Raw genomic sequence first — 23010 nt, forward strand, 5'->3', positions numbered from 1 at the left:
TTAAAATTGAAAATAAATAAAGGAGCGATCCACATGATTATCATAAAACAATAACATCACCAAGATAACAACGGTATACATAACAAAACGAAGCACTTGAGACTTAAACTTAAAGGGTGCACGTTCATCTTTACGGATAATATACTCGTAAACTACAAATAATATCATTAATATATAGTAATCAAGCATCCGATACCCCATAGGATGGCTATAAGCTTCATACGAAAAATGGGAAAAGATTCTATCTATAAAACCAAAAGCATCCGTTATAGACTCCGATCTAAAAAATATTCTGGAAAAGCTAACAATTGAAAACGTTAACAACACCTGCCCCACTTCTGTTAAACTCGGGAAGACCGTGTGCTCCCCTACTACGGTATCTTTATAAATTGCATTTCTACCCATCAAAAATACAGGTATAAACACCAAAGCATGAAAAGCCCCCCAAAAAATAAAGGTCCAATTGGCACCATGCCAAAACCCACTCACTAAAAATACAATACAGATATTCCTAACAGCTTTTAACTTACTCACCTGGGACCCTCCTAATGGAATATACAAATAATGCCTAAACCATGTAGATAACGAGACATGCCAGCGTTGCCAATATTCGGCGACATTTCTAGAAAAATGAGGAAATTTAAAGTTAGACATCAGTTCGATTCCAAAAAGCTTAGCGGTACCAATGGCAATGTCCGAATAGCCACTAAAATCACCATACACTTGAAAACTAAACATCACCACTCCTAAAATAAGTGTAGAAGCTGGATACTGGGAATAGTTTGTGAAAATATCATCAACCATAGGAGCTAATGCATCTGCAATAACCACTTTTTTAAATAAACCCCAAAGTATAAGCTTTAAACCACTTACAATTTGATCGTAATTAAAACGCCGTGTATGTAATATTTGAGATAGTAAGTTAGAAGCTCTTTCAATAGGTCCTGCTACTAACTGTGGAAAAAAACTAACAAAGGCAGCGAAGGATAGAAAATCGTTTGTAGGTTTTAGCTTTTTGTAATAAACATCAAAAGAATAAGACATGGTTTGAAACGTGTAAAACGATATCCCTACTGGTAAAATAACTTGAAGCGTCCAAGTACTTTGAACGTGGTAACCCGATAATGCCACCATATCTACCCATGAGTCTACAAAAAAATTATAGTATTTAAAAAACCCTAATAAGCTTAAATTAAAAACCACACTTACCCAAAGCCAGGATTTGCGTTTGGTTTTTTCTTCTAAACCATCAATTTTTAGGGCTACAAAGTAATCGACGATGGTGCTTAGTAAAATTAAAGAGAGAAAACGCCAATCCCATAATCCATAGAACACATAACTAGCTACCAAAATTAAAACATTTTGAGCTTTTAAGTGTTTTTTAAAAACAAACCAATAGAGAGAGAAAACAATAGGAAGAAATATAAAAAATTCTAAAGAATTAAATAGCATAAAAAAATATAATAATAGAATTAGAGAGGTATATTTTCACAAACATCTCGCTTTAATAAAAACTCAACAAAAATACCCTTTAAAAGGCTGATTAAATCTTTAACCTACATATTTTGCAAAAAAATTCTTTTTAATTCTAAAGTTACTTCATCATTTGTATTGTTATATCGTTTTTATATAAATGTCATAAAAAAGCCAGCTTCATAGGAAACTGGCTTTTTTATAACATTTTGTATTTAACTACATATCATTAAAAATAGAGTGCATTAATCGTTTTTTATCATTGATGCTTTCTTCTAAAGAAATCATAGTTTCGGTTCTATAAACCCCTTCTATTTCATCTAGCTTAAATATAATTTCCTTAGCATGTTCGGTACTTCGTGCTCTAATTTTACAGAAAATATTAAACTTCCCTGTGGTTATATGTGCTACTGTTACAAAAGCAATTTCATTAATACGTTCAAGTACAAACTTTGTTTGTGATGTATTATTTAAATATAGGCCCACATATGCGATAAATGAATAGCCTAGTTTTTTGTAATCTAACATCAATGAAGAGCCTTTTATAATCCCCTGCTCTTCCATTTTTTTAACACGTACATGAACGGTACCTGCCGATATTAGTAATTTTTTTGCGATATCTGTAAACGGAATTCTAGTGTTATCTATTAACATGTCTAGAATTTGATGATCTATATCGTCTAATTTAATTTTCCCCATAATTAATTATTCTTAAATATTAATCAAAATTAATACATTTTCACTAATAATTATACATAATCTGCACACTTTATTTCACTAATAATGATATTTTCTCATTATCTATCATTACGAAATCGATTTCGTTATCAACTTCCAATAATTCACCTTTTAAATTAAAAACAGTCCGTTTATTTGCTTGAATTATTTTATGAGCATAAAAAGTATCTAAATTTTCTATCCTTTCTACTTTAGGTATAAAATGAACCTTTTTATCTATTAATTTTTCTTGGTATTGAATGCCAATGTCTGTTATAATTTCATTTTCACCCCTAATTATTTTGGCATTTTTTATAATAATATCTAAAAAACATTTCTCATTTTCCGGAATTTTAAGATAAGATTCATAATTAACTCCAGACACGTCATTTTTTGAAATATAATCTAAAGAAGCGATATAAGCCATATAAATAAACCTTCTGGTCTCTTCTCTCCCATAATCGTTATGATAATGCCCTGCTTCAAACAAAATAGTTGGGGTGTTTTCACTTTGAAACGTATCTCCAACACAGTTTATATTAAACGCATCATCATACACTCCTACTTGATTAGGAATAACCTCTTGTAAAACCTTATTCATAACCCCGATAACTTCCATAGCAACCTTTCTATTAGGTGTTATAGTACAGGCTTCATCTTGAGCTGGTGCTAAAAACGATACAGTTGCAGGCTTATTTGTTTTTCCGACACTAAAAATAGTGCGTTGTCCATGCAGGTTATAGCAATAATGAGGTTTAAAAGCATTAAAAGCATCACGCAACACGTTACTTTCGGGTTGAGTTAACTCTTGAGCATCTCTATTTAAATCTACCTGGTTTGCATTAATTCGGGTATATGCTTGTGCTCCATCTGGACTTAAAATGGGAATTATATATAAAGTACAGTTGTTTAAAATATGATTTACCGAAGAATCGCCGCTTAAAAGAGTGTTTAAGAGATCAAATAAAGCTTTAGTAGTGGTCGATTCATTGCCATGCATTTGAGACCACATAAGGATGCGTTTGTCGCCACAACCAATTTTAATTCCGTGGATAGGGTTGTTTAAAACAGAGTTTCCAATAGTTTCAACATGTAGTTTATAAGACATGTTTTCCAATAAAGGCGCTAAGTGCTTATTAGTAATATAACGGTGATTTAAATCAGGTTCTTTGTATTTTAAAAACAATGATTTTATGTGTTCTGTTTGCATTATAGAAATTTAGAATACAAATGTAAACAATTATGAATTTACAAATGTAAACGAAAAATTACACCTCTTTGTTTACAATGTTATACGTGTTTAGCCTTGATTTAGTTAACATTGTAAACATGTAATTCATAATACATAAAAAACAATTTAAAACAGCTGTTTTTCAGTGATTTACATGACTTAATATAAAGCTTTTATTTAAATTATAAAAATATTTTGTGTTTTTTTACTTTCTATGCCATGAAGTATTATTACATTTGTAAATAATAATACATTTGTAACATTTACAATGATAAACACCGAAGCTTTTACTAAAAGACTCCAGCAAGTAATAGATTATTACAGCGAAACAGCGTCTTCTTTTGCTGAAAAAATTGGTGTACAACGCTCGAGTATTTCACATATCTTATCTGGTAGAAACAAACCAAGTTTGGAGTTTGTTTTAAAAATAACCCATGCATTTCCAGAAGTTGAATTGCTATGGTTATTAAATGGCAAAGGCGAATTTCCTTCAACACTTAAAACGATTCAATTAAATACTACAACACCATCTCCTCCGGTTATTGAGAAAAAAATAGCATCTGAAATAAAACATGAAATCAGGGAGGAAATAAAACAGGATAAAACAATAGAACGCATTGTTATTTTTTATTCTGACGGAAGTTTTAAAAATTTCCAGAATTAACTAGTTAAGTTTAGTAATTTTGTAATGAAATTTTTTATTATGAAATTATTCTACCTTTTACTTTTATTTAGTTTTTTTAGCTGCTACGAAACCACGCGTAATTGTACCGATTATAAAACGGGTACGTATTACAGCGAGGTAACCATCGATGGCGAGTTATTTAAATCAAAATTTAAACGCGACGAAACATTGCAAATTGAAGTTTATAATAGCAAGACGGATTCGTCTCAATTACGCTGGATAAATAATTGTGAGGTTATTTTTAAAACCATAAACCCTAAAAATATGGCAGAACAAAAAGATATTCATTTGAAAATTTTAACGACTACCGATTCATCTTACACCTATGAATATTCATATGTAGGTGAGACTAAAAAACAAAAAGGGGTTGCTTATAAAATAGATGCTAATTAAAAGGGTATAAAAACGATTCTGCTAAATTAAATTTTAGTTGCTTGTCTTCGGTTATTTCATAGGTTATAAATAGTTCACCCCAATAACGTCCATCTGAGAAATCGGCTATAATCCATTTGTGATTCAATAGTTTAACGGTATTAATCATCATGCGCTTGCCTTCTTCAGAAGCATACGGAATTATAGGGTGCTCGCCTTTTTCTTCGTTCAATTTATAAAGTTCATCTTTTATTAAAAGAACCAACTCCGACACATTATAACCTTGGTTTTCAAAATAACTCATAGCATCTTCATTTCTTTCTAAATTGAAATGCGATAAATCTAAATTTTCATCTTGTAAAACAGCTACCGAGTCTTTGCATCGTTCTAACTGTATTTTGTAACCATCTAGTTTACGGTCCATATCTTCAAAAACACGTTTAGCATTCACATACTGAAATAACACCAGTAATATGGAAAAAACGAATAAATACATAAAAATTTTCTGTCTCATTTTTGTAAACTTTAAATTGTTATTTGTAAACCATCGTAAGCTAAAAATACATTTTTTGGAAGTAATTTTTCAACGTCATCATGAAAGCCTAACATATGACTAATATGTGTTAGGTAAGCCTTTTCTGGTTTTACTTTATTAATAAATTGAAGCGCTTCTTCTAAGTTAAAATGCGATTGATGTGGTTCTATTCTTAAAGCATTAACTACAAGCACTTTTACATTTTTTATTTTTTCAATTTCTTTTTCTTTCACCGTTTTCATATCGGTTAAATACGCAAAGTCTTTAAATTTAAAACCAAAAACCTGTAATGTGTCATGTTTACCATTTACAGGAATTACTTCTAAATTATTTAAAATAAAAGGTTTGTTTTTTATTCGATTGGTAATAACGGAAGGCGCTCCTGGATATTTGTTTTTTGTAGTAAATATATAATCGAATCGTATTTTTAGCGATTTCAAAACCCGTTTGTGTGCATAAATAGAAATATCGCCTTGTTTGAAATAAAAAGGACGAATGTCGTCTAAACCCGAGGTATGATCGGAATGTTCGTGGGTGTATAAAACACCATCTACCTTAGTACACCCAGCACGTAACATTTGATACCTAAAATCCGGTCCGCAATCTACCACATAGGTAAACTCATCCCATTCTACCAATACTGAAACACGTAAACGTTTATCCTTTTTGTTATTGCTTAAACAAACAGGATGCGTACTTCCTATTATGGGAATACCTTGCGAAGTTCCAGTACCTAAAAATGTTATTTTCAAAAAATTAATATTTACTATTCTTTTAGTTTATTTTCACCTAATCGCTTGTTTTTAAAATTTTTTTTTAGTGAAAACAACCATACTTACAATAATCAATAATTTATTATGAACAATTTTATAGAAACAAAAAAATAATTGAGTCATTTTACATGTTCCTTAAAAGGATTCATATCTACCAACAAAATTAGAGTTATTTTTTTATTTGCTTCTATTATTTGATACCTTTGTTTACATAATTAAAGTAACCCAAACCGTAACATGGAAATTACCTTAAAGGGAGATAGAGAATTTGAAGAAATTCCATCATTAAAAACCAAAGCCCTCCGCATTAACCTAAATGAAAACATTTACGGTACGTTTGCCGAAATTGGAGCAGGACAAGAAACAAGTCGGCATTTCTTTAGAGCTGGTGGTGCCTCTGGCACTATAGCGAAAGCAATGTCTGCTTATGACAAGGCTTTTAGTGATGCTATTTATGGAGCGGAAGATGATGGTCGCTATGTTACAGAACCTCGTTTAAGAAAAATGCTTAACCACGAGATTGATCTTATTGAGAAACGCCTTTCTAGAAAAGATTACCCTAACAAAATGTTTTTCTCTTTTGCTAATACGGTTACTACCATCGATTTTGCAAAACAGTTTAAAGGTCATGGCTGGATTGGTATCAAATACCAAATAGAACCAAACCAAGAATATAATGACATTATTTTGCACATCCGTTTTAAAGAAACTGATGGAAGGCTTCAACAAGAAACACTGGGCGTAATTGGCACTAACTTAATTTATGGTGCTTTTTATAAATACAATGAGCCCAAAAAATTACTTCGTTATTTATATGACCATTTAGATAAAGATCAGTTAGAAATTGACACTGTTAATTTTTCTGGACCTTTATTCAAGAATGTTGATAACCGGTTAATGAGTTTACAATTGGTTAAAAATAACATGACCGATGCGGTTATGTTTGGTCCAGATGGTAAAAACGTATTACCTGCTCGTATATTTTATAAAAAAAATATTTTAGCTTTTAGAGGTAGCTTTAGACCTGTAACACAAGTAAACATGGATATGTATGAAAACGCATATAAAATGTTTATTGCAGAAAAAAAAGTAGACCCCGACAACACCGAAGTTGTGTTTGAAATAACTCTTTCTAACTTACGAGCAGAAGGTGAAATAGACGAACAAGATTTCATGGACAGAGCAGATTTGTTATGCTCTCTAGGACACTCTGTTATGATATCCAACTTCCAGGAATACTATAAGGTTGTTGAGTACTTTTCTAATTACTCAAAAGCCAGAATGGGTCTTGCTATGGGTGTCAATAATTTGGTAGATATTTTTGATGAAAAATATTACCGTCACTTAAGCGGAGGTATTTTAGAGGCTTTTGGGAAGTTATTCTTTAAAGATTTGAAAGTTTACTTATACCCTATGATAGATGTTGAGACAGGTGAATTAATAAACAGTGAAAACCTAAAAGTTTATCCGCGTATGAAAGAATTGTATAAATTCTTTAAATACAACGGAAAAGTTATTGATATTAAAGATTTCGACACCAAATGTTTAACCATATTCTCAAGGGAAATTTTAAACCAAATTAGTAACGGTGAAAGAGGATGGGAAAATATGTTGCCTGAAGGTGTTGCCGATTTAATTAAAGATTACCGTATGTTTGGCTATACAAGGAAGCCCTTGGTATTACCTAAACGAAAGAAATACACCAAATAAAATTATAAATCCTTCTTAACAAATTTAAGAAGGATTTTTTTTACCCTATTATTTGAGAGGCATGTATTTTTGCTTTTACTGCATCTATAACGCGCTCTACTACACCAGCTTCATCAATTATAAATGTTTTACGATGAATGCCATCAAAGGTACGACCCATAAATTTTTTCGGCCCCCACACTCCAAACGCTTGAATCATCACTTTATCTGTATCCGCTATTAAAGGATATTGAAAATCATGTTTCTTTTTAAAGTTTGATTGCTTTTTCTGAGTATCTGCACTAACTCCTAATATTTCATAACCGGCCTCCGCTAATTCTTTATAATGATCTCTTAAATTACAAGCTTCGATAGTACACGTTGGTGTACTTGCTGCTGGATAAAAGAATACGACTAACTTTTTTCCTTTATAATCAGATAATTTTATAATGTTTCCTTGTTCATCAAATACTTCAAAATTTGGTACTTGGTCTCCTTGCTTTAATGTGTTCATAATGTTAACTTTGATTTTAACAAAAATACAACATGACAAAGGAAAACAAGGTTAAATTTGTAATAAAAACACTCCAAGAATTATATCCAACCATCCCCATTCCATTGGACCATAAAGATCCATATACGCTATTAATAGCTGTTTTAATGTCTGCACAAAGTACAGACGTTCGTGTAAATCAAATAACGCCTTTATTATTTGAGAAAGCTGATAATCCATACGATATGGTTAAGCTTTCAGTTGAAGAAATTCGAGAAATCATAAAACCAGTCGGACTATCCCCCATGAAAAGCAAAGGCATTCACGGGCTTTCACAAATTTTAATTGAAAAGTATAACGGCGAAGTGCCTCAAAGTTTCGAAGCTTTAGAAACTTTCCCAGCCGTGGGACACAAAACAGCCAGTGTAGTCATGTCGCAAGCGTTTGGTGTACCCGCTTTTCCTGTAGACACCCACATACATAGGCTTATGTATCGATGGAATTTAAGTAACGGAAAAAATGTGATGCAGACTGAAAAAGATGCCAAACGATTATTTCCTGAAGAACTTTGGAACGATTTGCATCTTCAAATTATTTGGTATGGGCGCCAATATTCTCCAGCAAGAGGCTGGGATTTAGAAAAAGACATCATTACAAAAACCATTGGTAGACAATCGGTAATTAATTCCCACCCGCAATCTTTACTCAACAGGAAGTAAACAATAACTAATTCTTTTCTTTTGTAAAAAGTAAAGAATATAAAATTAAAAAGCCCTAATTAATTAACAATTAGGGCTTTTCACCACTCAGTTTAAAAGCGCTTCAAACTTGATTTTATTACAACTTATAACACTTAAAGCTTTGGAGTAATTTAAAATAAAATTAACCGTTTCTTGTCTCGGTTCACGTTCGTTCAATTTTTTAATAGAATTTTCAGAGTAAAGTTTTGCCATTTTAATAATTTAAGGTTTAATTTAAGTTATTAACGTGGTTAATCTTACTTTATTGTACTAATTAGTTAAAATTATATTATGCTTCTCAATAATTTTTCTAAGATTAATTAATGCATAACGCATTCGCCCTAGTGCAGTATTAATACTTACACCTGTTTTATCTGAAATCTCTTTAAAACTTAAGTCTTCATAGATGCGCATCAACAACACTTCTTTTTGGTCTTCTGGAAGCTCCTCAACCAAACGTCTTACATCGGTTTCTACTTGTTCTTTTATAAGACTATTTTCGGCATTTAAACTCGTGTCGCTTAACACAGAAAAAATATTAAACTCATCGGTATTGGCAAATTTGGGCATTCTATTATTCTTTCTAAAAAAGTCAATCACCAAGTTATGAGAAATACGCATTACCCACGGCAAAAATTTACCTTCTTCATTGTAAGCACCTCTTTTAAGGGTACGAATTACTTTAATAAAAGTGTCCTGAAAAATATCTTCAGCTACATCTCTATCATATACTTTCGAATAAATAAAACTGTAAATTTTTTGTTTATGCCTGTTAATAAGAATTTCTAAAGCACTTTCGTCGCCTTTAATATACCTACTCACTAGGGCTGAATCTTGTATAAGTTCGTGTTGCATAATTATTACTTTTAGCACAAAGATTTAGTTTCTTTGCTTGGGGTTATTTGTTTAAAAGTAATATTCTGCTATAGGCGAGAGTTATTTAAAGTATTGATTGATAGAGTCAAATATAACAACAATCATTCCAGAAAAACAAGATTTTATCCGTTTTTTTAACTTTTATTTAAAGTATTAGGCATTTTTTAGCTTGCTATACTTATAGTATCTTTGCGAAATTATTCCTTTAAAAGCATATGAGCATTAATATTTCTGAAGTAAACCCAAAAGAAAATATCATAATTAAAGGTGCAAAATTGCACAATTTAAAAAATATTGATGTAGTGATCCCAAGAAATAAACTGGTGGTTATTACAGGTTTATCGGGTTCTGGGAAATCCAGTTTAGCATTCGACACTTTATATGCTGAAGGTCAAAGACGGTATGTAGAAAGTTTATCGAGTTATGCACGACAGTTTTTAGGCCGATTAAACAAACCTAAAGTAGATTATATTAAAGGTATTGCGCCAGCCATAGCTATTGAGCAGAAAGTGAATTCTACCAATCCGCGTTCTACGGTTGGTACCACTACTGAAATTTACGACTATTTAAAATTATTATTTGCCAGAATTGGAAAAACCTATTCGCCTGTTTCGGGTGTGGAAGTAAAAAAAGAAACGGTTTCGGACGTTTTATCCTATTTAAAGACATTTAATGAAGGTGAAAAACTCCTCCTCCTTGCTCCTATTCATTTAGAAGAAGGTCGTACTATGGAAGACAAACTTAAAGTTTTACACCAACAAGGTTATGCCAGAATTAAAGTAAATAAAGAGGTTGTTAGAATTGATGAGATGAGTACTTTTAATAAAAAGGACCGCATTTTATTAGTTGTAGATCGTATTATTTATAAAGATGAAGAAGATTTTCAAAACAGACTTGCAGATGCTATTCAAACAGCCTTTTTTGAAGGTAAAGGTGAATGTATTATTGAAACCTTAGCGGATAGCAAACAACGTTTATTTAGTAATAAATTTGAAACGGATGGTATTGTCTTTTTAGAACCAAACGTACATTTATTCAGTTTTAACAACCCGTATGGTGCCTGCCCAAAATGTGAAGGCTACGGTGATATTATTGGGATTGATGAAGATTTAGTAATTCCAAACACTGGACTTTCAGTGTACGAAAATGCTATTTTTTCTTGGCGAGGTGAAAGCATGAGTTGGTACCGAGATCAATTGGTTAACAACTCACATAAATTCGATTTCCCCATACATAAGCCTTATTTTGAATTAACTGATACCCAAAAGCAACTTATTTGGGATGGAAATAAACATTTTGAAGGGTTAAATTCATTCTTTTCGGAATTAGAGTCCAAAGCCTATAAAATTCAAAACCGTGTCATGCTGTCGCGCTATCGCGGAAAAACCAAATGTAAAGCATGTCATGGCAAGCGCTTACGCATCGAAGCCAATTACGTTAAAATTGGCGGAGCAACTATTACCGATTTAGTTGAAATGCCTTTGAATAAATTGGCAAGCTTCTTCAATCAATTAGAACTAAACGATTATGATACTCAAATAGCGCATAGATTATTAAAAGAAATTAACAATCGATTGGCGTTTCTTGCCAATGTGGGCTTAGATTATTTAACATTGAATAGAAAATCAAACACCTTATCTGGTGGTGAAAGTCAACGTATAAACCTTGCAACTTCTTTAGGCAGTAGTTTAGTAGGTTCTATGTATATTTTAGATGAACCAAGTATCGGTTTACATCCCAAAGATACGGAGCGTTTAATAGTTGTTCTAAAACAATTACGCGATTTAGGAAACACAGTTATTGTAGTTGAACACGATGAAGATATTATGAAAGCTGCCGACAATATTATAGATATTGGTCCTGAAGCAGGGACTTTTGGAGGTCATGTGGTGGCTTGCGGTTCGTATAACGACATACTGGCCTCAAGCTCTTTAACAGCACAGTATTTAAATGAAACTTTAAAGATTGAAGTTCCAAAAACCCGAAGAACCTCAAAATACTATGTAGATATTATTGGTGCTCGCGAAAATAACTTAAAAAACATCGATGTCCGTTTTCCTTTAGAAATGCTCACGGTTATTACCGGTGTTTCTGGTAGTGGAAAAAGTACTCTGGTTAAAAAAATATTGTTCCCAGCACTTCAAAAAAAACTTACTGATTTTTCTGATAAACCAGGTCAATTTACAGCTTTAGAAGGTCATTTTAGCAATATAAAACATATTGAATTTGTAGACCAAAACCCTATTGGAAGGTCGTCACGTTCCAACCCGGTTACATATATTAAAGCTTATGATGATATTCGAGCATTGTTTTCAAATCAAAAATTAAGCAAACTCCGAAACTACCAAGCAAAGCATTTTTCTTTTAATGTAGATGGCGGACGCTGTGATACTTGTAAAGGTGAAGGTGAAGTAACCATTGAAATGCAATTTATGGCAGATGTTCATCTAGAATGCGAAACCTGTAAAGGAAAACGCTTTAAAAAAGAAGTGCTAGAAGTTACATTTGCCAATAAAAACATTGATGATATCTTAAACCTAACCATAGATGATGCTATTACTTTTTTTGAAGGAAATGAGCAAACTAAAATTAAAAACAAATTACAACCTTTACAAGATGTTGGATTGGGTTATGTTACTTTAGGGCAAAGCTCGTCTACACTTTCTGGAGGCGAAGCTCAGCGTATTAAATTAGCTTCCTTTTTGGGAAAAGGTACAAATAAAGACAAAGCGCTTTTTATTTTTGACGAACCTACAACAGGCTTGCATTTTCATGATATTCAAAAACTTCTAAAATCTTTTAATGCGCTTATTGAAAAAGGGCATTCTATTATTGTTGTAGAACACAATATAGATCTTATTAAATGCGCCGATTATATTATCGATTTAGGTCCGAATGGTGGTGAAACTGGTGGAAATCTGGTTGCCACAGGAACGCCAGAAGCTATAGTAAAAGTTAAAGCTTCAGAAATTGGTAGTTATTTGGCAGACAAATTATAACATCAGTATTTATAAGGCATAAATGTTAGTTAACTAAGATTTATGCCTTGTAAAACTTATTTTAAATATTCGAAATACTGTAGAAGTATTTCATCATTAAGATCTTTGGGTGTAAATATTTCTAATAACTTAGGACGATCGTCTTCAATAAAAAATTCCTTTAAATAATATTCTAAAGGTTTTTCTTTTGAAACACTTTTATAAGTAAGACCATACATTCTGCAAAGGTGTCTTGCATCTAAATTATGAGTCGTTTCAAAATAAGTTTCAAAATTTTTGGTGTTTTTATGTCCTGGAAGAATTCTAAAAATTCCCCCTCCTCGATTATTTATAACAATAATTCTAAAGTTTTTAGGAATGTAGTTATTCCAAAGTGCATTACTATCGTATAGAAAACTTAAATCGCCTGTTATTAAAGTTGTAGGTTTATCATTCACCACTGCACATCCTATAGCGGTTGATGTACTACCATCGATACCACTCGTGCCTCTATTACAAAATACAGTGTTGTTTTTGTTTATATTGAACAACTGTGAATATCGTATGGCCGAACTATTCCCTATTTGTAAAATATGATTATTTGGTATGCTTTTAAACAACATATCAAAGACCTTTAAATCGGTAAAAGGAATGGAGTTTAAATACTCATTATGCTTTTCTAAACGCTTGTTTTTTACCGCCGTCCAATGTGCGTTGTAATTACTTTTTACATAATGGGTGATTTTGGGTAAAAACACTGAAAAAAACTGATTTGGCGTAACATCTATATGATTACTTAAACAGAAAAATGTATCGTTAGCCATTTTTTCATCAACATGCCAATGGTATTTTGGTTGAAATTTACGTAAAAGTGTTTTTATTTTTTTAGAAACAATTAAACCGCCAAACGTTAGTAGAATTTCTGGTTGAAGTGCCTTTTTCTCTTCTTCTGTTAAAGGTGCAATAATTTGATCGATAGACGGGAAAAAGCTTTCATGGTATAAATTTGATGTTGATTCGGTAAACACCATCACGCTATCATCTTCGGCTAATTCATTTAACCATTTTTGCTCAATCTCATTCGGATGATTAACCCCTACAAGTATCATTTTCTTTGAAGTCGAATTCCAGTCTTCTAAACACTCATTAAGCACATAATCTTCAATAGTCTTTGTTTTTAATGCTGGCTTTTGGGCTTTGGGATTAACTCGTAATTTTTCAACAGTTTCATAAAGCGGTTCATCAAAAGGGATATTAATATGAACAGGACCATTTTTAATTAACGCAAAATTTAATGCTTCATTTATTTCCTCTTCATTATGTGTTTGAATATCTTTTTGTAATCCTAGAAAACGTTCCAGCTTGCCTTCTAAATTCTTTAACATAGGAAGCTCTTCGTTTTCTGGAATATTATTTTCGTCTTTAATATCCAGTTTCAGATTCACAGAATATAAAATATGATTCTCGAAAATGTTTTTTTGGTTAATGGTTTGTCCGTCACCAATCCCAATTAAATGTTTGGGTCTGTCTGCTGATACCACAACCAATGGAATATCGCTATAATAAGCTTCTGCCACTGCTGGATAATAATTTACTAAAGCACTTCCCGAAGTACACACCACTGCTGTAGGCACTTTTAATTGCTGTGAAATACCCAAAGCAAAAAAAGCAGCACTACGTTCATCTACAATACTATAACAAGTAAAATAGGGATTATTTGTAAATCCAATAGTTAAGGGAGCATTTCTACTGCCTGGAGAAATAACAATATGTTTAATTCCTTTGGCTTTAAAAAGCTCTATAACGGTTTGTGCAAGAGGGATTTTTGGGTAAATCATATAATTGAAATGAATATGTAAAAGTAATAAATAGCACTTAAAATAAGTTAATTACAAAATGTTTTTAATAATTAAAGATTTTGATACCGTTTCTTCCCATTCGCTTTCGGGGTTAGAGTTAGTGGTTATACCTCCTCCAACATAAATAAGAGCTGTATTATTTTTGAGTTGCATACATCTTAAATTAACATACAACTGGGTGCTTTTTTTGGTAATGCTATAGGCTCTATTTTCTATGTTCCGTTTGCCTGAACGCGGTGCTGTTGTAGTTTCGAAATTTAATTCACCTAAAAAACCAGTATAGAATTCACGGTTGTAATGTTCATTATCTAAAATAAATTGTTTTGCTGCTGCTTTTGGTACTCCACAAACAGCTGGTGTGGGGTGTAATTTACCAATGATGTCTTTTAATTTAGATTCTGATTTTAACCGTGCCGAAATCATGGTTTTTAAATGCACCAAGCTTCCTGCTTTTACAGTTTCAATATCAGAAACATTTATACTTTCGACGGATGATTTCAAACTATCCACAATAAAATCGGTAACGAACTTTTGCTCCTGTATTTCTTTGTTTTGCCAAACCACATCTAAACTTCCTTTGTAAACTTGTGTACCTGCCAATGCCATAATGGAAAACTGGCAACCTTCTATCTTTATAAGTGTTTCGGGCGTAGCGCCTAACCACAATCCTACTTTGGGATGGTACCAACAATAAATAAAAGACGACGAGTAACTAGTTAAAAGCCTTTTAAATATGGCAATAGGATTGGTTTCATCTATTGAAACATGTTCTTGCCTTGATAACACCACCTTTGCCAAGCGATTATCCTTTATAGCTTGCACACCTTTCTTTACCAGATTGATATGCTGATGTTTTTCTTCTTCATTAATAGCATTATTTCTTTTTAAAGGGCGATCTATAGGCAGCATCTCAGAACTCAAAGAAATAAACTCAGAGCTCTCAAGAGGTATTAAAACGGAGTGCTCTTTGTCGTCAAAAGGTGCGAAAACAAAACCTTTTTCAGTAAAATTGGTTGCAATATGTAACTCATTGGTTTGCTGAAGTAATGCATTTAATTTACTTTCTCGTGGTTTTCTATAAGCAGCAAACGGTAGTTTATTTTTATAGTGGGTTTCAATACGATCAAAAAAGTCTTCCAAAATCATTAATTAGTTCTTTTTTGGCAGCGAAATAGTAGTTAATTTACAAACTGATATTAAATTGTTTGCTTCATCGGTTACTTTTATATCCAGTAATTGTGTGGTTTTACCTTTATGAATAAACGTAGCCTTAGCATATACAAAGCCTTCTGTTATGCTTTTTAAATGGTTGGCAGTAATTTCTATACCACGCACAAAAAACTTCTCAGTATCAATAAAAATATGCGATGCGAAACTACCAACACTTTCTGCTAAAGCTGCGGTTGCTCCACCATGTAAAACACCGTCTGGTTGGTGCACTCTAGGGTTTACAGGCATACGAGCCACTAAAAAATCATCACCATAATCTACAACCTCAATTTGCAAGGTTTCCATTAAAGTATTTTTACATGCTTCATTGGCTTGTGCTAATACGTTTTCTTTAGTTAATGCCATAAATATTGTATTTTTATTTGCGCCTGTAAAAGTACAAAATGACTTAGGAATGGTAATATAAATTAACCTTTAATTATTCCAATTTCACTCTTTTTATCTATTAAAACTATGAATGCACCAACCCTAGAAAACCACCGAATAAAACTATCTCTGTTAGATTTAAGTAATTACAAACAGCTAGCAGACATTTCACAACAACCAAATTTGTTACAATACTCTCCTAGTAAAATTAATACACCCGATGATTTTAAAGTGTATGTACTAGATGCTGTTGATGCCTATTACCACAAAACAGCCATTCCATTTATCGTATTTGATAAACAAACAACTCGTTATGCTGGTTGTACGCGTTTCGGACTTATTAATTGGAAAAATAAGGTGCTGCATATTGGTTGGACCTGGATTGGCACACAATTCCAAGGAACAGGGCTTAATAAACATATGAAGTTTTTAATGATACAATATGCTTTTGAAATCTTAAAGTTTGATAAAATTGAATTTAGAGTTGATGAACGTAATATCCGCTCAAGAAAAGCAGTAGAGAAATTAGGCGCAAAGCTTGAAGGTATATTACGAAAAGACACGTTAATGCTTGATGGTTTCAAACGGAGTACATGTTGTTATGGTATTTTAAATGAGGAATGGGATGTAATTAAACAGAAAGTATTTGGCGGGTTTTAAAACCCGCCAAATACTTTCTGTTTACATCGTTTATTGGACACTACTATTTTGAAAACCTTAATCAAATACTATTTTACAACGGTAGCTTCTAATTCTATTTTTAATGTATCAAAAAGACTTTTTACTTCAATTAAAGTACTTGCCTGTTTTATATTATGTTTAGTTATCCAGTTTTGGAAAACATCAAAACAGCCAAAAAGTTCATCTGTTGAAATCGTATACACATTCAGACGTACAATGTTTTCGCATTCATATCCTGCTTCGTGTATAACTTTCTCTAGATTTGCTATAGTTTGAATTAATTGAGACTTCATATCCTCCTTACTAGATATTCCGTATGAATCCGTAGCTGTTTGGCCAGAAACATAAAGTGTTCCTTCTGCTTTTATGACTTCTACAGCTTGTACATAGCTTCTTTCGTTCTGCCATTTCCAAGGGTTAATGGTTCTTTTTTCCATTGGTTTGCTTTTGTTGTTTTGTGCTAATGCAATCATCGTCATTAATAATATGACGCATAAAATTTTTATTTTATTATTCATTATTTTGAACTTATATTTCAATAACAAATATTTTAAAAATAGTCTTATTTCAATGTGACAAACATCACAATTACCATAAAAACAAAAAAAAGATCAAGAGGAAAATCGACTAAGTGTCTCTCGTGAAACACCCAAATAAGAAGCTAAAAGTATTTTGGGGACGCGTTGGAATAATAATGGATGTTGTTTAAGCAGTTCTTCATACCTGTCCTTAGCATTTGATGTTAGAAACGATAAAATTCTGTTTTGAGAAGCAATATGACCTGAATTAGATTTCTTAAGAAAGAAACGCTCCATTTTGGTGAAATTAGTGCATAGTTTTTGATAATTTTTAAGACTAATTGAAAACACTGTTGTGTTTTCAATGCATTGCAAAGACAATTTAGCTTTAGTTCCTGAAAAATAAGCTAAAAAATCACTTTCCCACCAATCCTCCATAGCAAATGAAACAATATGCTGATTCCCTTTTTGGTCTTCATAAACTAATTTTAAAAGACCTGTAACAATAAAATAGCAATTCTTTACACTTTCTCCTTTTTGAAAAATAAAATCATTTTTTTTATATTCCTCAAACGAAAAATGACTTACAACAAACGAGAACTCATCATCTGTAAGAGGTATTGTTTTTTCAATATGTTTTTTTAATTTTTCTTTCATCAAATAAGAACTCTGGTTATAAATAATATGCTAAATGATGCCCCCCATATCTTATGGTTATACCCACATTTCAATGCGTTACTATTTTTATTTTAATAGGGCTTATAACCATTTAATTTTATGAGCCGTGGCTTGTTTCGTCTAGAACCTCTTCAAAGAAAAATTGACTTTGAAAAATTGTTGGATTTTCCAAGTAGATACAGACCAATCCATAAATCCTGTGTTTAAGCAATCTGTGTACAAAGATATTCCCTTTTAATTTAGTATTAAAACTACTATTATTTTTACACAATATCAGCAATGGGTTGTTTTAACACTCTTTTAAAGGCTATTTCACTACTTTCAAGAAAGTATTCATCATTTTTTTTAAAACCACCAATACTGTTACAGCTGATATTTTTTATCAATTAATTCTTCTGTTCAAAAAATCGTTTATTCATAATGGTAATTACCTTCTCGATTCCGGCTTTTTTCAACCATTCGTATTCTGTTGTTGAAAGATTCCCTGCTGTATAGTGTAATTGCTTCTTGTTGTCTGTCGCTGCTTGGTAAACAACATCAGCAATACTTTCAGGTGTGTCTCTTTTGATGCTTGAATCTGTCTTTATTGCGGTAATGTATTGATTAAATTTTTCCTGATACTCTGGATGTAAAACCATTTGTGCATTATTCCCAAAATTGGTTTGCATAAAAGCAGGAACGATTGTTTTGATATGTATACCAAATTCATTTAATTCATAACTCATTCCTTCTGTCCATGTTTCCAATGCCGATTTTGTTGCTGCGTAAACGGCTATATATGGATAGGGAATATTAGCGGTAGAAGAGGTCGCGGTAATAATTGTTCCGCTTTTACGTGCTCTGAAGTAAGGCAGAAACGACTTTGTAACAAGAATGGTTCCCAAAAAATTGGTATTGATTTGTTGTTCTAATTGTTCGCTAGTAGTTCCTTCAAAAGCGCCCATTAGTCCATAAGCCGCATTGTTGAATAGTACATCTATCGGACTTATTTTTTCTGCTTTAGAAGCGGCTTCTGCAATTTGTTTTTTATGGCTAATGTCCAACTTTAATAGATGAATGTTTGGCAACTGTATAAGTTCTGTTTCTTTTTCGGGTTGTCGCATGGCTGCGATTACAGTCCAACCTTTGGAAGCAAATAATTTAGCTGTTGCTTTTCCTAATCCTGATGAAGCTCCTGTGATAAAAATTGTTTTGTTCATTTTATTCATTTTTTAAAATTGATACTGCAAAAATGCAGTCTTAAAAAATGGGCCTGTTTACCATTTGGTAAAAAGCACTTATCAAATGTTTTTTCTTATTCTGCTTAAGGATTGCTGTGTAATCCCTAAATAGGAAGCGATGTATGACAACGGAATACGATTGACAAGTGTTGGGTATTTTTCCATAAACTCCAAATACCGTGTCGTAGCATCTTGTGAGATTAAGGGACTTACTCTTTCCAGTTTTTGAACCAGTGATTTGTTGGTAATTTTTTGAATAATAGTATCCCAATCAATTATAGTTTCGGAAATTTCTTTCAAATCTTGATTTGAAAATTCAATCAGTTTACAATCTGTAGCGGCTTGGATATATTCTGTAGAAGGAACATTCTTTAAATTATAAAGCAAATGCTTTTCTTCCATAAATATTTTAGTAATTTCTTCCCCTTTATTATTATAGTAACAGATGCGAAATATGCCTTCAACTATAAAACCAACTCGTTTTAGTACTTTTCCTGCTTCTACAAAATAATCGTCTTTTTTAAGATCTGTTTCCTTTGCTTTACTTAAAATTAGATCAATTTGTTGTTGGTTTAGATTGCCAAACTGTAGCATGAATTCTATAAATTCTCTCATAACTACAAATTTAGGAATAGTTGTTTTGTATTATTTACCATTTGGTAAAAAGTTTTTTTGAACTGAGAGTCAGCCTATAATTTAATACGGCCTGTATAATAGTAAAGCTACTACTTTAAAAATATAAACGTAATAATAATTCTAGGAGAGAATACTAGAATGAGCAATAAATCATATATTATTCTTCTTTTGTAATTATATGTTGTTTTTTCCTCTTTCAAGCTCCTTATCTCCCCATTCTTTAAGATAACTTATAAAAGGAATTAATTCTTTTCCAATTTCAGTTAATGAATACTCAACTTTTGGTGGTACTACGTGATATACTTTTCTATTAACCAAATTGTCTGTTTCCAGTTCTCTTAGGGTTTGCGTCAACATTTTAGTTGTAATGTCTGGTAAAGTTCTACCTAATTTACCATAACGTAAAACGGTGAACTCATGCAAATACCATAAAATTCTTCCTTTATATTTTCCTCCAATACGTTTAAATGCATAATCAACAGCACATGTATGTTCTACTGGGCATTCAAGTTTTTTTTCATCTTTTTTCATTTTTATTTAATCATAATTACCTGATAATCAAACATACATACTTTTTAGTAGGTAAGATACCATTTAGTACATACTTGTGCTAAAGGTATATAAATTCTAGTTTTGTAACTCATTAAAAAATAATAAAAATGGATTTAAAATTAAATGGAAAAGTAGCAGTAGTTACAGGTTCATCAAAAGGGATAGGAGCAGGTATTGCTAAAGCATTTGCAAAAGCGGGCGCAAAAGTAGTTGTGAATTACGCATCAAGTAAAGAAGGTGCCGAAAAAGTGGTTAATCAAATTATCAAAAACGGAGGTTCTGCAATTGCGGTTCATGCTGATGTTACAAAGTCTTCTGATGTAAACAGACTTTTTGAGGAAACAAAAAAAGTTTATGGACAGCTTGATATTTTGGTAAATAATGCTGGTATTTTCTCATTCGAACCATTAGAAGAAATTACAGAAGATAGCTTTCATACACAAATAAACACACATGTTCTGGGTAATATATTGTCGACTCAAAAAGCGGTTGCAATGTTTGGTAACGGTGGAGGCAGTATAATTAATATTAGTTCTACGGTAAGTCAAAATCCAGTTGCTGGTTTAATTTTATATTCAGCAGCAAAAGCCGCTATTGATAATATGACCAAAACATTAGCGAAGGAATTAGGTCCAAAAAAAATAAGAATAAATACTATTGCACCAGGTATGACTGAAACTGAAGGAACACATAGTGGAGGTATAATTGGGAGTGATCTTGAAAAGCAAATGGTTGCTATTACCCCTTTGGGAAGGTTAGGACAACCCGATGATATTGCAAAAGTAGCTGTTTTTCTTGCTTCGGATGATTCTAATTGGGTAACAGGTGAAAGAATTACGGTTGCAGGTGGTTTACTTTAAATACTTTATTAAATATAAACAAAAAGTGCTACCTGTAAGAGATTAGCATTTTTTGTTTATAAATTTCTTGACGTATGACGAACGCTGGTTTTATGAGCCCTAACTATAATTTTCATAATAACTAAATACAAATGATTTTATCGTATTCTGTTATTTATTGATGGTCAAACGTTACTTTTAAATTACTTGACTGTTATTAACAAAACCCAATCAGTATCCGTAGTTGGTGGTGTAAATTGTTTTACTTCATTATCAAGAACTGTAATTTTTGATATTACTTGAGACTCGCCTGTTTTAGCATTAAGCCATTTATTATGTGTGTAATTACCTGCTACCAATTGTAATTCAAAAGCATTTCCGTTTGAAGAAAATACTAAGTACTGCTTTCCTTTTTCAGACAAACACCAAACTTTTTTATTATCGTGGTTAGAAAGCAAATCATCGGTTGGAACCATGCTTTGAAATGCAACTTCTTTCGTCATGACATCACTTAAAATATCTAATTCCTTGGTTGAAGCTAAATACGGATTATCTGACTCAAAAAACGGCAAACCTTCTGGTCCGAAAGCCACCAATTCGTCTTCGCCTGCTTGTCCGCACCAATTAAACGAAGCTCCAGCAGTCACACATGCCCAAGCCGATTGACGTAAATCGTCTAACGTCGCTTTCGTTCTTTTTTGCCAAAAGCGTCTCCAAAGGGCATTTCCTTCAATCATATACACCGGTTTACCTGGTACATAACCTGCTAAACAAGCATCGTGATGCGTCCAGGGTTCTTTCCAATAAGGTCTGTCTAAATCTCTCTCTTCTGAAAATATATAATGGTTTTCTATGGCTGCAAAATTATATTCCTCACGATGGTATTCATTTTTAACGGGGAACTCATCTTCATAAGTTCGCAAATGATCAAACACATCGTATTTTTTTACTAATTGTGCCCAACCAAGTTCGCTATCTTGTCTATCTCCTGGAACTTCCCAAACAAACCCCCAACCTGCAATGTTTGCATACGGAGCTAATCTAGCAACCACATAACGCACATAAAAATCTTTTTCGGTTTCACTTAAACTTGTCCATTTTGGACCATCGTTTTGGCTACCATCAAATCCAAGAAACATATGCAGTCCAATATTTTTAGTGTTAAGCCAATCTACATGCGTTTCCATCATTTGCCAAACATCCAATCGCATGGTACTTGAAGCTTTTCCTTCTGTATACAAGGTTAAATCTTGAGTTGTAGGTTCTGGTCCATCATGATAATATTGCTCAAAACAGCATAAAGACAATAACCAATTAACTTGTAAATGATTGTAGCCACGATCGATAATTGGTTGGTACACGTTTTCCTTCACCCAATCAAAAGGTTGTGCAATAGAACCATGACCACTTTCATAATACGACTTTAACCAAACAGGTTCTGTACCGTTATATGCAAACCAACGTGGATTTTCTTTATAAGCTTGCAAGATGCCTTTTCCTGCATTCGCTTCAGTACACTCAAAAGCACCTTCTCCCCCCTTGGTGTTATCGCTCCAAGTATATTTATAGGTCCATTTACCAATTTCGTTTGGTATAAAACGCATTTTCCAGATGGTGCCAGTTGTTAAATCGCCGCCGCCTTTTCCGTCACCATCATAAAATCCAAAAAAACTGGTTGTTTTTCCTGATGGTGAAATAAAAGTAGTATTTAGCTGAACGTCGTTAAACTTGTTAGCATACGTATTATTATTTTCTAAAGAATGTTCAAATGTTTGATAAAGACCAACTTGACTTAAAGGTTGTGGCTTAGCACAACTTAAAGTTGTAATTAAAATAATTAGATAGAGTAATTTCGTGATTTTCATTAGT

At 32.4% G+C, this 23010-nt stretch carries 25 protein-coding genes; 7 read left to right on the forward strand and 18 right to left on the reverse strand.

The window, feature by feature from the left end:
* The 3 genes from QLS71_RS16950 to QLS71_RS16960 form a co-directional block, all read right to left on the reverse strand.
* Entirely contained in the window at positions 1–1452 is a 1452-nt protein-coding gene (locus QLS71_RS16950) for an MBOAT family O-acyltransferase (RefSeq protein WP_308991971.1), read from the reverse strand.
* A 240-nt stretch (positions 1453–1692) separates the two neighbouring features.
* Entirely contained in the window at positions 1693–2172 is a 480-nt protein-coding gene (locus QLS71_RS16955) for a winged helix-turn-helix transcriptional regulator (RefSeq protein WP_308991972.1), read from the reverse strand.
* A 70-nt stretch (positions 2173–2242) separates the two neighbouring features.
* On the reverse strand, positions 2243–3400 hold the full coding sequence (locus tag QLS71_RS16960) for a M14 family metallopeptidase (protein ID WP_308991973.1): 1158 nt from the start codon (positions 3398–3400) through the stop codon (positions 2243–2245).
* 289 nt (positions 3401–3689) lie between these two features.
* Here QLS71_RS16960 and QLS71_RS16965 point away from each other — a divergent pair, with 289 nt between their 5' ends.
* Positions 3690–4085, forward strand: coding sequence for a helix-turn-helix transcriptional regulator (locus QLS71_RS16965; RefSeq protein ID WP_308991974.1), 396 nt, complete (start codon positions 3690–3692; stop codon positions 4083–4085).
* Between the two features lie 39 nt (positions 4086–4124).
* Complete coding sequence (locus QLS71_RS16970; protein ID WP_308991975.1) at positions 4125–4499, forward strand: DNA topoisomerase IV; 375 nt, start codon at positions 4125–4127, stop codon at positions 4497–4499.
* Here QLS71_RS16970 and QLS71_RS16975 read toward each other — a convergent pair.
* A complete protein-coding gene (locus QLS71_RS16975) occupies positions 4492–4992 on the reverse strand; it encodes a hydrolase (RefSeq protein ID WP_308991976.1) in 501 nt (166 codons plus the stop codon). The two genes, QLS71_RS16970 and QLS71_RS16975, sit on opposite strands and share 8 nt — an antisense overlap.
* Before the next feature lie 11 nt (positions 4993–5003).
* Positions 5004–5765, reverse strand: a complete 762-nt coding sequence (locus QLS71_RS16980) for an MBL fold metallo-hydrolase (RefSeq protein WP_308991977.1) — start codon at positions 5763–5765, stop codon at positions 5004–5006.
* Positions 5766–6023: 258 nt separating this feature from the next.
* Here QLS71_RS16980 and QLS71_RS16985 point away from each other — a divergent pair, with 258 nt between their 5' ends.
* Complete coding sequence (locus QLS71_RS16985; protein ID WP_308991978.1) at positions 6024–7496, forward strand: TonB-dependent receptor; 1473 nt, start codon at positions 6024–6026, stop codon at positions 7494–7496.
* A 40-nt stretch (positions 7497–7536) separates the two neighbouring features.
* Here QLS71_RS16985 and bcp read toward each other — a convergent pair whose 3' ends face one another.
* Positions 7537–7989, reverse strand: coding sequence for a thioredoxin-dependent thiol peroxidase (bcp, locus tag QLS71_RS16990; protein ID WP_308991979.1), 453 nt, complete (start codon positions 7987–7989; stop codon positions 7537–7539).
* A 32-nt stretch (positions 7990–8021) separates the two neighbouring features.
* Here bcp and nth point away from each other — a divergent pair, with 32 nt between their 5' ends.
* Complete coding sequence (gene nth, locus QLS71_RS16995; RefSeq protein WP_308991980.1) at positions 8022–8687, forward strand: endonuclease III; 666 nt, start codon at positions 8022–8024, stop codon at positions 8685–8687.
* Between the two features lie 87 nt (positions 8688–8774).
* Here the strand turns inward: nth and QLS71_RS17000 are convergent, their stop codons facing one another.
* Together QLS71_RS17000 and QLS71_RS17005 are read right to left on the reverse strand one after the other, a co-directional pair.
* Positions 8775–8921 (reverse strand): hypothetical protein, encoded by a 147-nt coding sequence (locus tag QLS71_RS17000; protein WP_308991981.1) that lies wholly within the window; start codon positions 8919–8921, stop codon positions 8775–8777.
* Between the two features lie 57 nt (positions 8922–8978).
* Positions 8979–9563 (reverse strand): sigma-70 family RNA polymerase sigma factor, encoded by a 585-nt coding sequence (locus tag QLS71_RS17005; RefSeq protein WP_308991982.1) that lies wholly within the window; start codon positions 9561–9563, stop codon positions 8979–8981.
* A gap of 236 nt (positions 9564–9799) precedes the next feature.
* Between QLS71_RS17005 and uvrA the strand changes: the two genes are divergently transcribed.
* Complete coding sequence (uvrA, locus tag QLS71_RS17010) at positions 9800–12583, forward strand: excinuclease ABC subunit UvrA (protein WP_308991983.1); 2784 nt, start codon at positions 9800–9802, stop codon at positions 12581–12583.
* Between the two features lie 56 nt (positions 12584–12639).
* On the opposite strand, the gene menD is transcribed toward uvrA, so the two are convergent.
* The 3 genes from menD to QLS71_RS17025 are packed head-to-tail and all read right to left on the reverse strand — an operon-like array spanning position 12640 to position 15996.
* On the reverse strand, positions 12640–14400 hold the full coding sequence (gene menD / locus QLS71_RS17015; RefSeq protein ID WP_308991984.1) for a thiamine pyrophosphate-binding protein: 1761 nt from the start codon (positions 14398–14400) through the stop codon (positions 12640–12642).
* Positions 14401–14451: 51 nt separating this feature from the next.
* Positions 14452–15567 (reverse strand): chorismate-binding protein, encoded by a 1116-nt coding sequence (locus QLS71_RS17020; protein WP_308991985.1) that lies wholly within the window; start codon positions 15565–15567, stop codon positions 14452–14454.
* Between the two features lie 3 nt (positions 15568–15570).
* Positions 15571–15996, reverse strand: a complete 426-nt coding sequence (locus tag QLS71_RS17025; RefSeq protein WP_308991986.1) for a hotdog fold thioesterase — start codon at positions 15994–15996, stop codon at positions 15571–15573.
* Positions 15997–16104: 108 nt separating this feature from the next.
* Between QLS71_RS17025 and QLS71_RS17030 the strand changes: the two genes are divergently transcribed.
* The gene (locus QLS71_RS17030) at positions 16105–16677 is read left to right on the forward strand and encodes a GNAT family protein (protein WP_308991987.1); all 573 of its coding nucleotides are present in this window, start codon (positions 16105–16107) and stop codon (positions 16675–16677) included.
* A 68-nt stretch (positions 16678–16745) separates the two neighbouring features.
* Here the strand turns inward: QLS71_RS17030 and QLS71_RS17035 are convergent, their stop codons facing one another.
* The 6 genes from QLS71_RS17035 to QLS71_RS17060 form a co-directional block, all read right to left on the reverse strand.
* Entirely contained in the window at positions 16746–17135 is a 390-nt protein-coding gene (locus QLS71_RS17035) for a RidA family protein (protein WP_308992094.1), read from the reverse strand.
* Positions 17136–17309: 174 nt separating this feature from the next.
* A complete protein-coding gene (locus QLS71_RS17040; protein ID WP_308991988.1) occupies positions 17310–17873 on the reverse strand; it encodes a Crp/Fnr family transcriptional regulator in 564 nt (187 codons plus the stop codon).
* Positions 17874–18157: 284 nt separating this feature from the next.
* Entirely contained in the window at positions 18158–18280 is a 123-nt protein-coding gene (locus QLS71_RS17045; protein ID WP_308991989.1) for a hypothetical protein, read from the reverse strand.
* The gene (locus tag QLS71_RS17050; RefSeq protein WP_308991990.1) at positions 18281–19093 is read right to left on the reverse strand and encodes an SDR family oxidoreductase; all 813 of its coding nucleotides are present in this window, start codon (positions 19091–19093) and stop codon (positions 18281–18283) included.
* Positions 19094–19174: 81 nt separating this feature from the next.
* Complete coding sequence (locus tag QLS71_RS17055) at positions 19175–19729, reverse strand: Crp/Fnr family transcriptional regulator (RefSeq protein WP_308991991.1); 555 nt, start codon at positions 19727–19729, stop codon at positions 19175–19177.
* A 195-nt stretch (positions 19730–19924) separates the two neighbouring features.
* The gene (locus QLS71_RS17060; RefSeq protein WP_308991992.1) at positions 19925–20281 is read right to left on the reverse strand and encodes a winged helix-turn-helix transcriptional regulator; all 357 of its coding nucleotides are present in this window, start codon (positions 20279–20281) and stop codon (positions 19925–19927) included.
* A gap of 128 nt (positions 20282–20409) precedes the next feature.
* On the opposite strand from QLS71_RS17060, the gene QLS71_RS17065 reads away from it, so the two are divergent.
* Complete coding sequence (locus QLS71_RS17065; protein ID WP_308991993.1) at positions 20410–21162, forward strand: glucose 1-dehydrogenase; 753 nt, start codon at positions 20410–20412, stop codon at positions 21160–21162.
* A 182-nt stretch (positions 21163–21344) separates the two neighbouring features.
* Here the strand turns inward: QLS71_RS17065 and QLS71_RS17070 are convergent, their stop codons facing one another.
* Positions 21345–23006 (reverse strand): DUF5060 domain-containing protein, encoded by a 1662-nt coding sequence (locus tag QLS71_RS17070; RefSeq protein WP_308991994.1) that lies wholly within the window; start codon positions 23004–23006, stop codon positions 21345–21347.
* Positions 23007–23010 lie beyond the last annotated feature (4 nt).

Origin of the sequence: Mariniflexile litorale (assembly GCF_031128465.2) — a bacterium.
Classification (GTDB): Bacteria; Bacteroidota; Bacteroidia; order Flavobacteriales; family Flavobacteriaceae; genus Mariniflexile; species Mariniflexile litorale.

Bases quoted from the DNA above. Each gene is read 5' to 3' on its own strand.
- QLS71_RS16970 (WP_308991975.1), top strand. From the start codon at position 4,125: ATGAAATTATTCTACCTTTTACTTTTATTTAGTTTTTTTAGCTGCTAC.
- QLS71_RS17005 (WP_308991982.1), bottom strand. From the start codon at position 9,563: ATGCAACACGAACTTATACAAGATTCAGCCCTAGTGAGTAGGTATATT.
- QLS71_RS16965 (WP_308991974.1), top strand. From the start codon at position 3,690: ATGATAAACACCGAAGCTTTTACTAAAAGACTCCAGCAAGTAATAGAT.
- QLS71_RS17065 (WP_308991993.1), top strand. From the start codon at position 20,410: ATGGATTTAAAATTAAATGGAAAAGTAGCAGTAGTTACAGGTTCATCA.
- uvrA (WP_308991983.1), top strand. From the start codon at position 9,800: ATGAGCATTAATATTTCTGAAGTAAACCCAAAAGAAAATATCATAATT.
- QLS71_RS17020 (WP_308991985.1), bottom strand. From the start codon at position 15,567: ATGATTTTGGAAGACTTTTTTGATCGTATTGAAACCCACTATAAAAAT.
- QLS71_RS17060 (WP_308991992.1), bottom strand. From the start codon at position 20,281: ATGAAAAAAGATGAAAAAAAACTTGAATGCCCAGTAGAACATACATGT.
- QLS71_RS16975 (WP_308991976.1), bottom strand. From the start codon at position 4,992: ATGAGACAGAAAATTTTTATGTATTTATTCGTTTTTTCCATATTACTG.
- QLS71_RS16985 (WP_308991978.1), top strand. From the start codon at position 6,024: ATGGAAATTACCTTAAAGGGAGATAGAGAATTTGAAGAAATTCCATCA.
- QLS71_RS17030 (WP_308991987.1), top strand. From the start codon at position 16,105: ATGAATGCACCAACCCTAGAAAACCACCGAATAAAACTATCTCTGTTA.
- QLS71_RS17050 (WP_308991990.1), bottom strand. From the start codon at position 19,093: ATGAACAAAACAATTTTTATCACAGGAGCTTCATCAGGATTAGGAAAA.
- bcp (WP_308991979.1), bottom strand. From the start codon at position 7,989: ATGAACACATTAAAGCAAGGAGACCAAGTACCAAATTTTGAAGTATTT.
- menD (WP_308991984.1), bottom strand. From the start codon at position 14,400: ATGATTTACCCAAAAATCCCTCTTGCACAAACCGTTATAGAGCTTTTT.
- QLS71_RS17025 (WP_308991986.1), bottom strand. From the start codon at position 15,996: ATGGCATTAACTAAAGAAAACGTATTAGCACAAGCCAATGAAGCATGT.
- QLS71_RS16950 (WP_308991971.1), bottom strand. From the start codon at position 1,452: ATGCTATTTAATTCTTTAGAATTTTTTATATTTCTTCCTATTGTTTTC.
- QLS71_RS16955 (WP_308991972.1), bottom strand. From the start codon at position 2,172: ATGGGGAAAATTAAATTAGACGATATAGATCATCAAATTCTAGACATG.
- QLS71_RS17035 (WP_308992094.1), bottom strand. From the start codon at position 17,135: ATGGAAAAAAGAACCATTAACCCTTGGAAATGGCAGAACGAAAGAAGC.
- QLS71_RS16960 (WP_308991973.1), bottom strand. From the start codon at position 3,400: ATGCAAACAGAACACATAAAATCATTGTTTTTAAAATACAAAGAACCT.
- QLS71_RS17070 (WP_308991994.1), bottom strand. From the start codon at position 23,006: ATGAAAATCACGAAATTACTCTATCTAATTATTTTAATTACAACTTTA.
- QLS71_RS17000 (WP_308991981.1), bottom strand. From the start codon at position 8,921: ATGGCAAAACTTTACTCTGAAAATTCTATTAAAAAATTGAACGAACGT.
- QLS71_RS17040 (WP_308991988.1), bottom strand. From the start codon at position 17,873: ATGAAAGAAAAATTAAAAAAACATATTGAAAAAACAATACCTCTTACA.
- QLS71_RS17055 (WP_308991991.1), bottom strand. From the start codon at position 19,729: ATGAGAGAATTTATAGAATTCATGCTACAGTTTGGCAATCTAAACCAA.
- nth (WP_308991980.1), top strand. From the start codon at position 8,022: ATGACAAAGGAAAACAAGGTTAAATTTGTAATAAAAACACTCCAAGAA.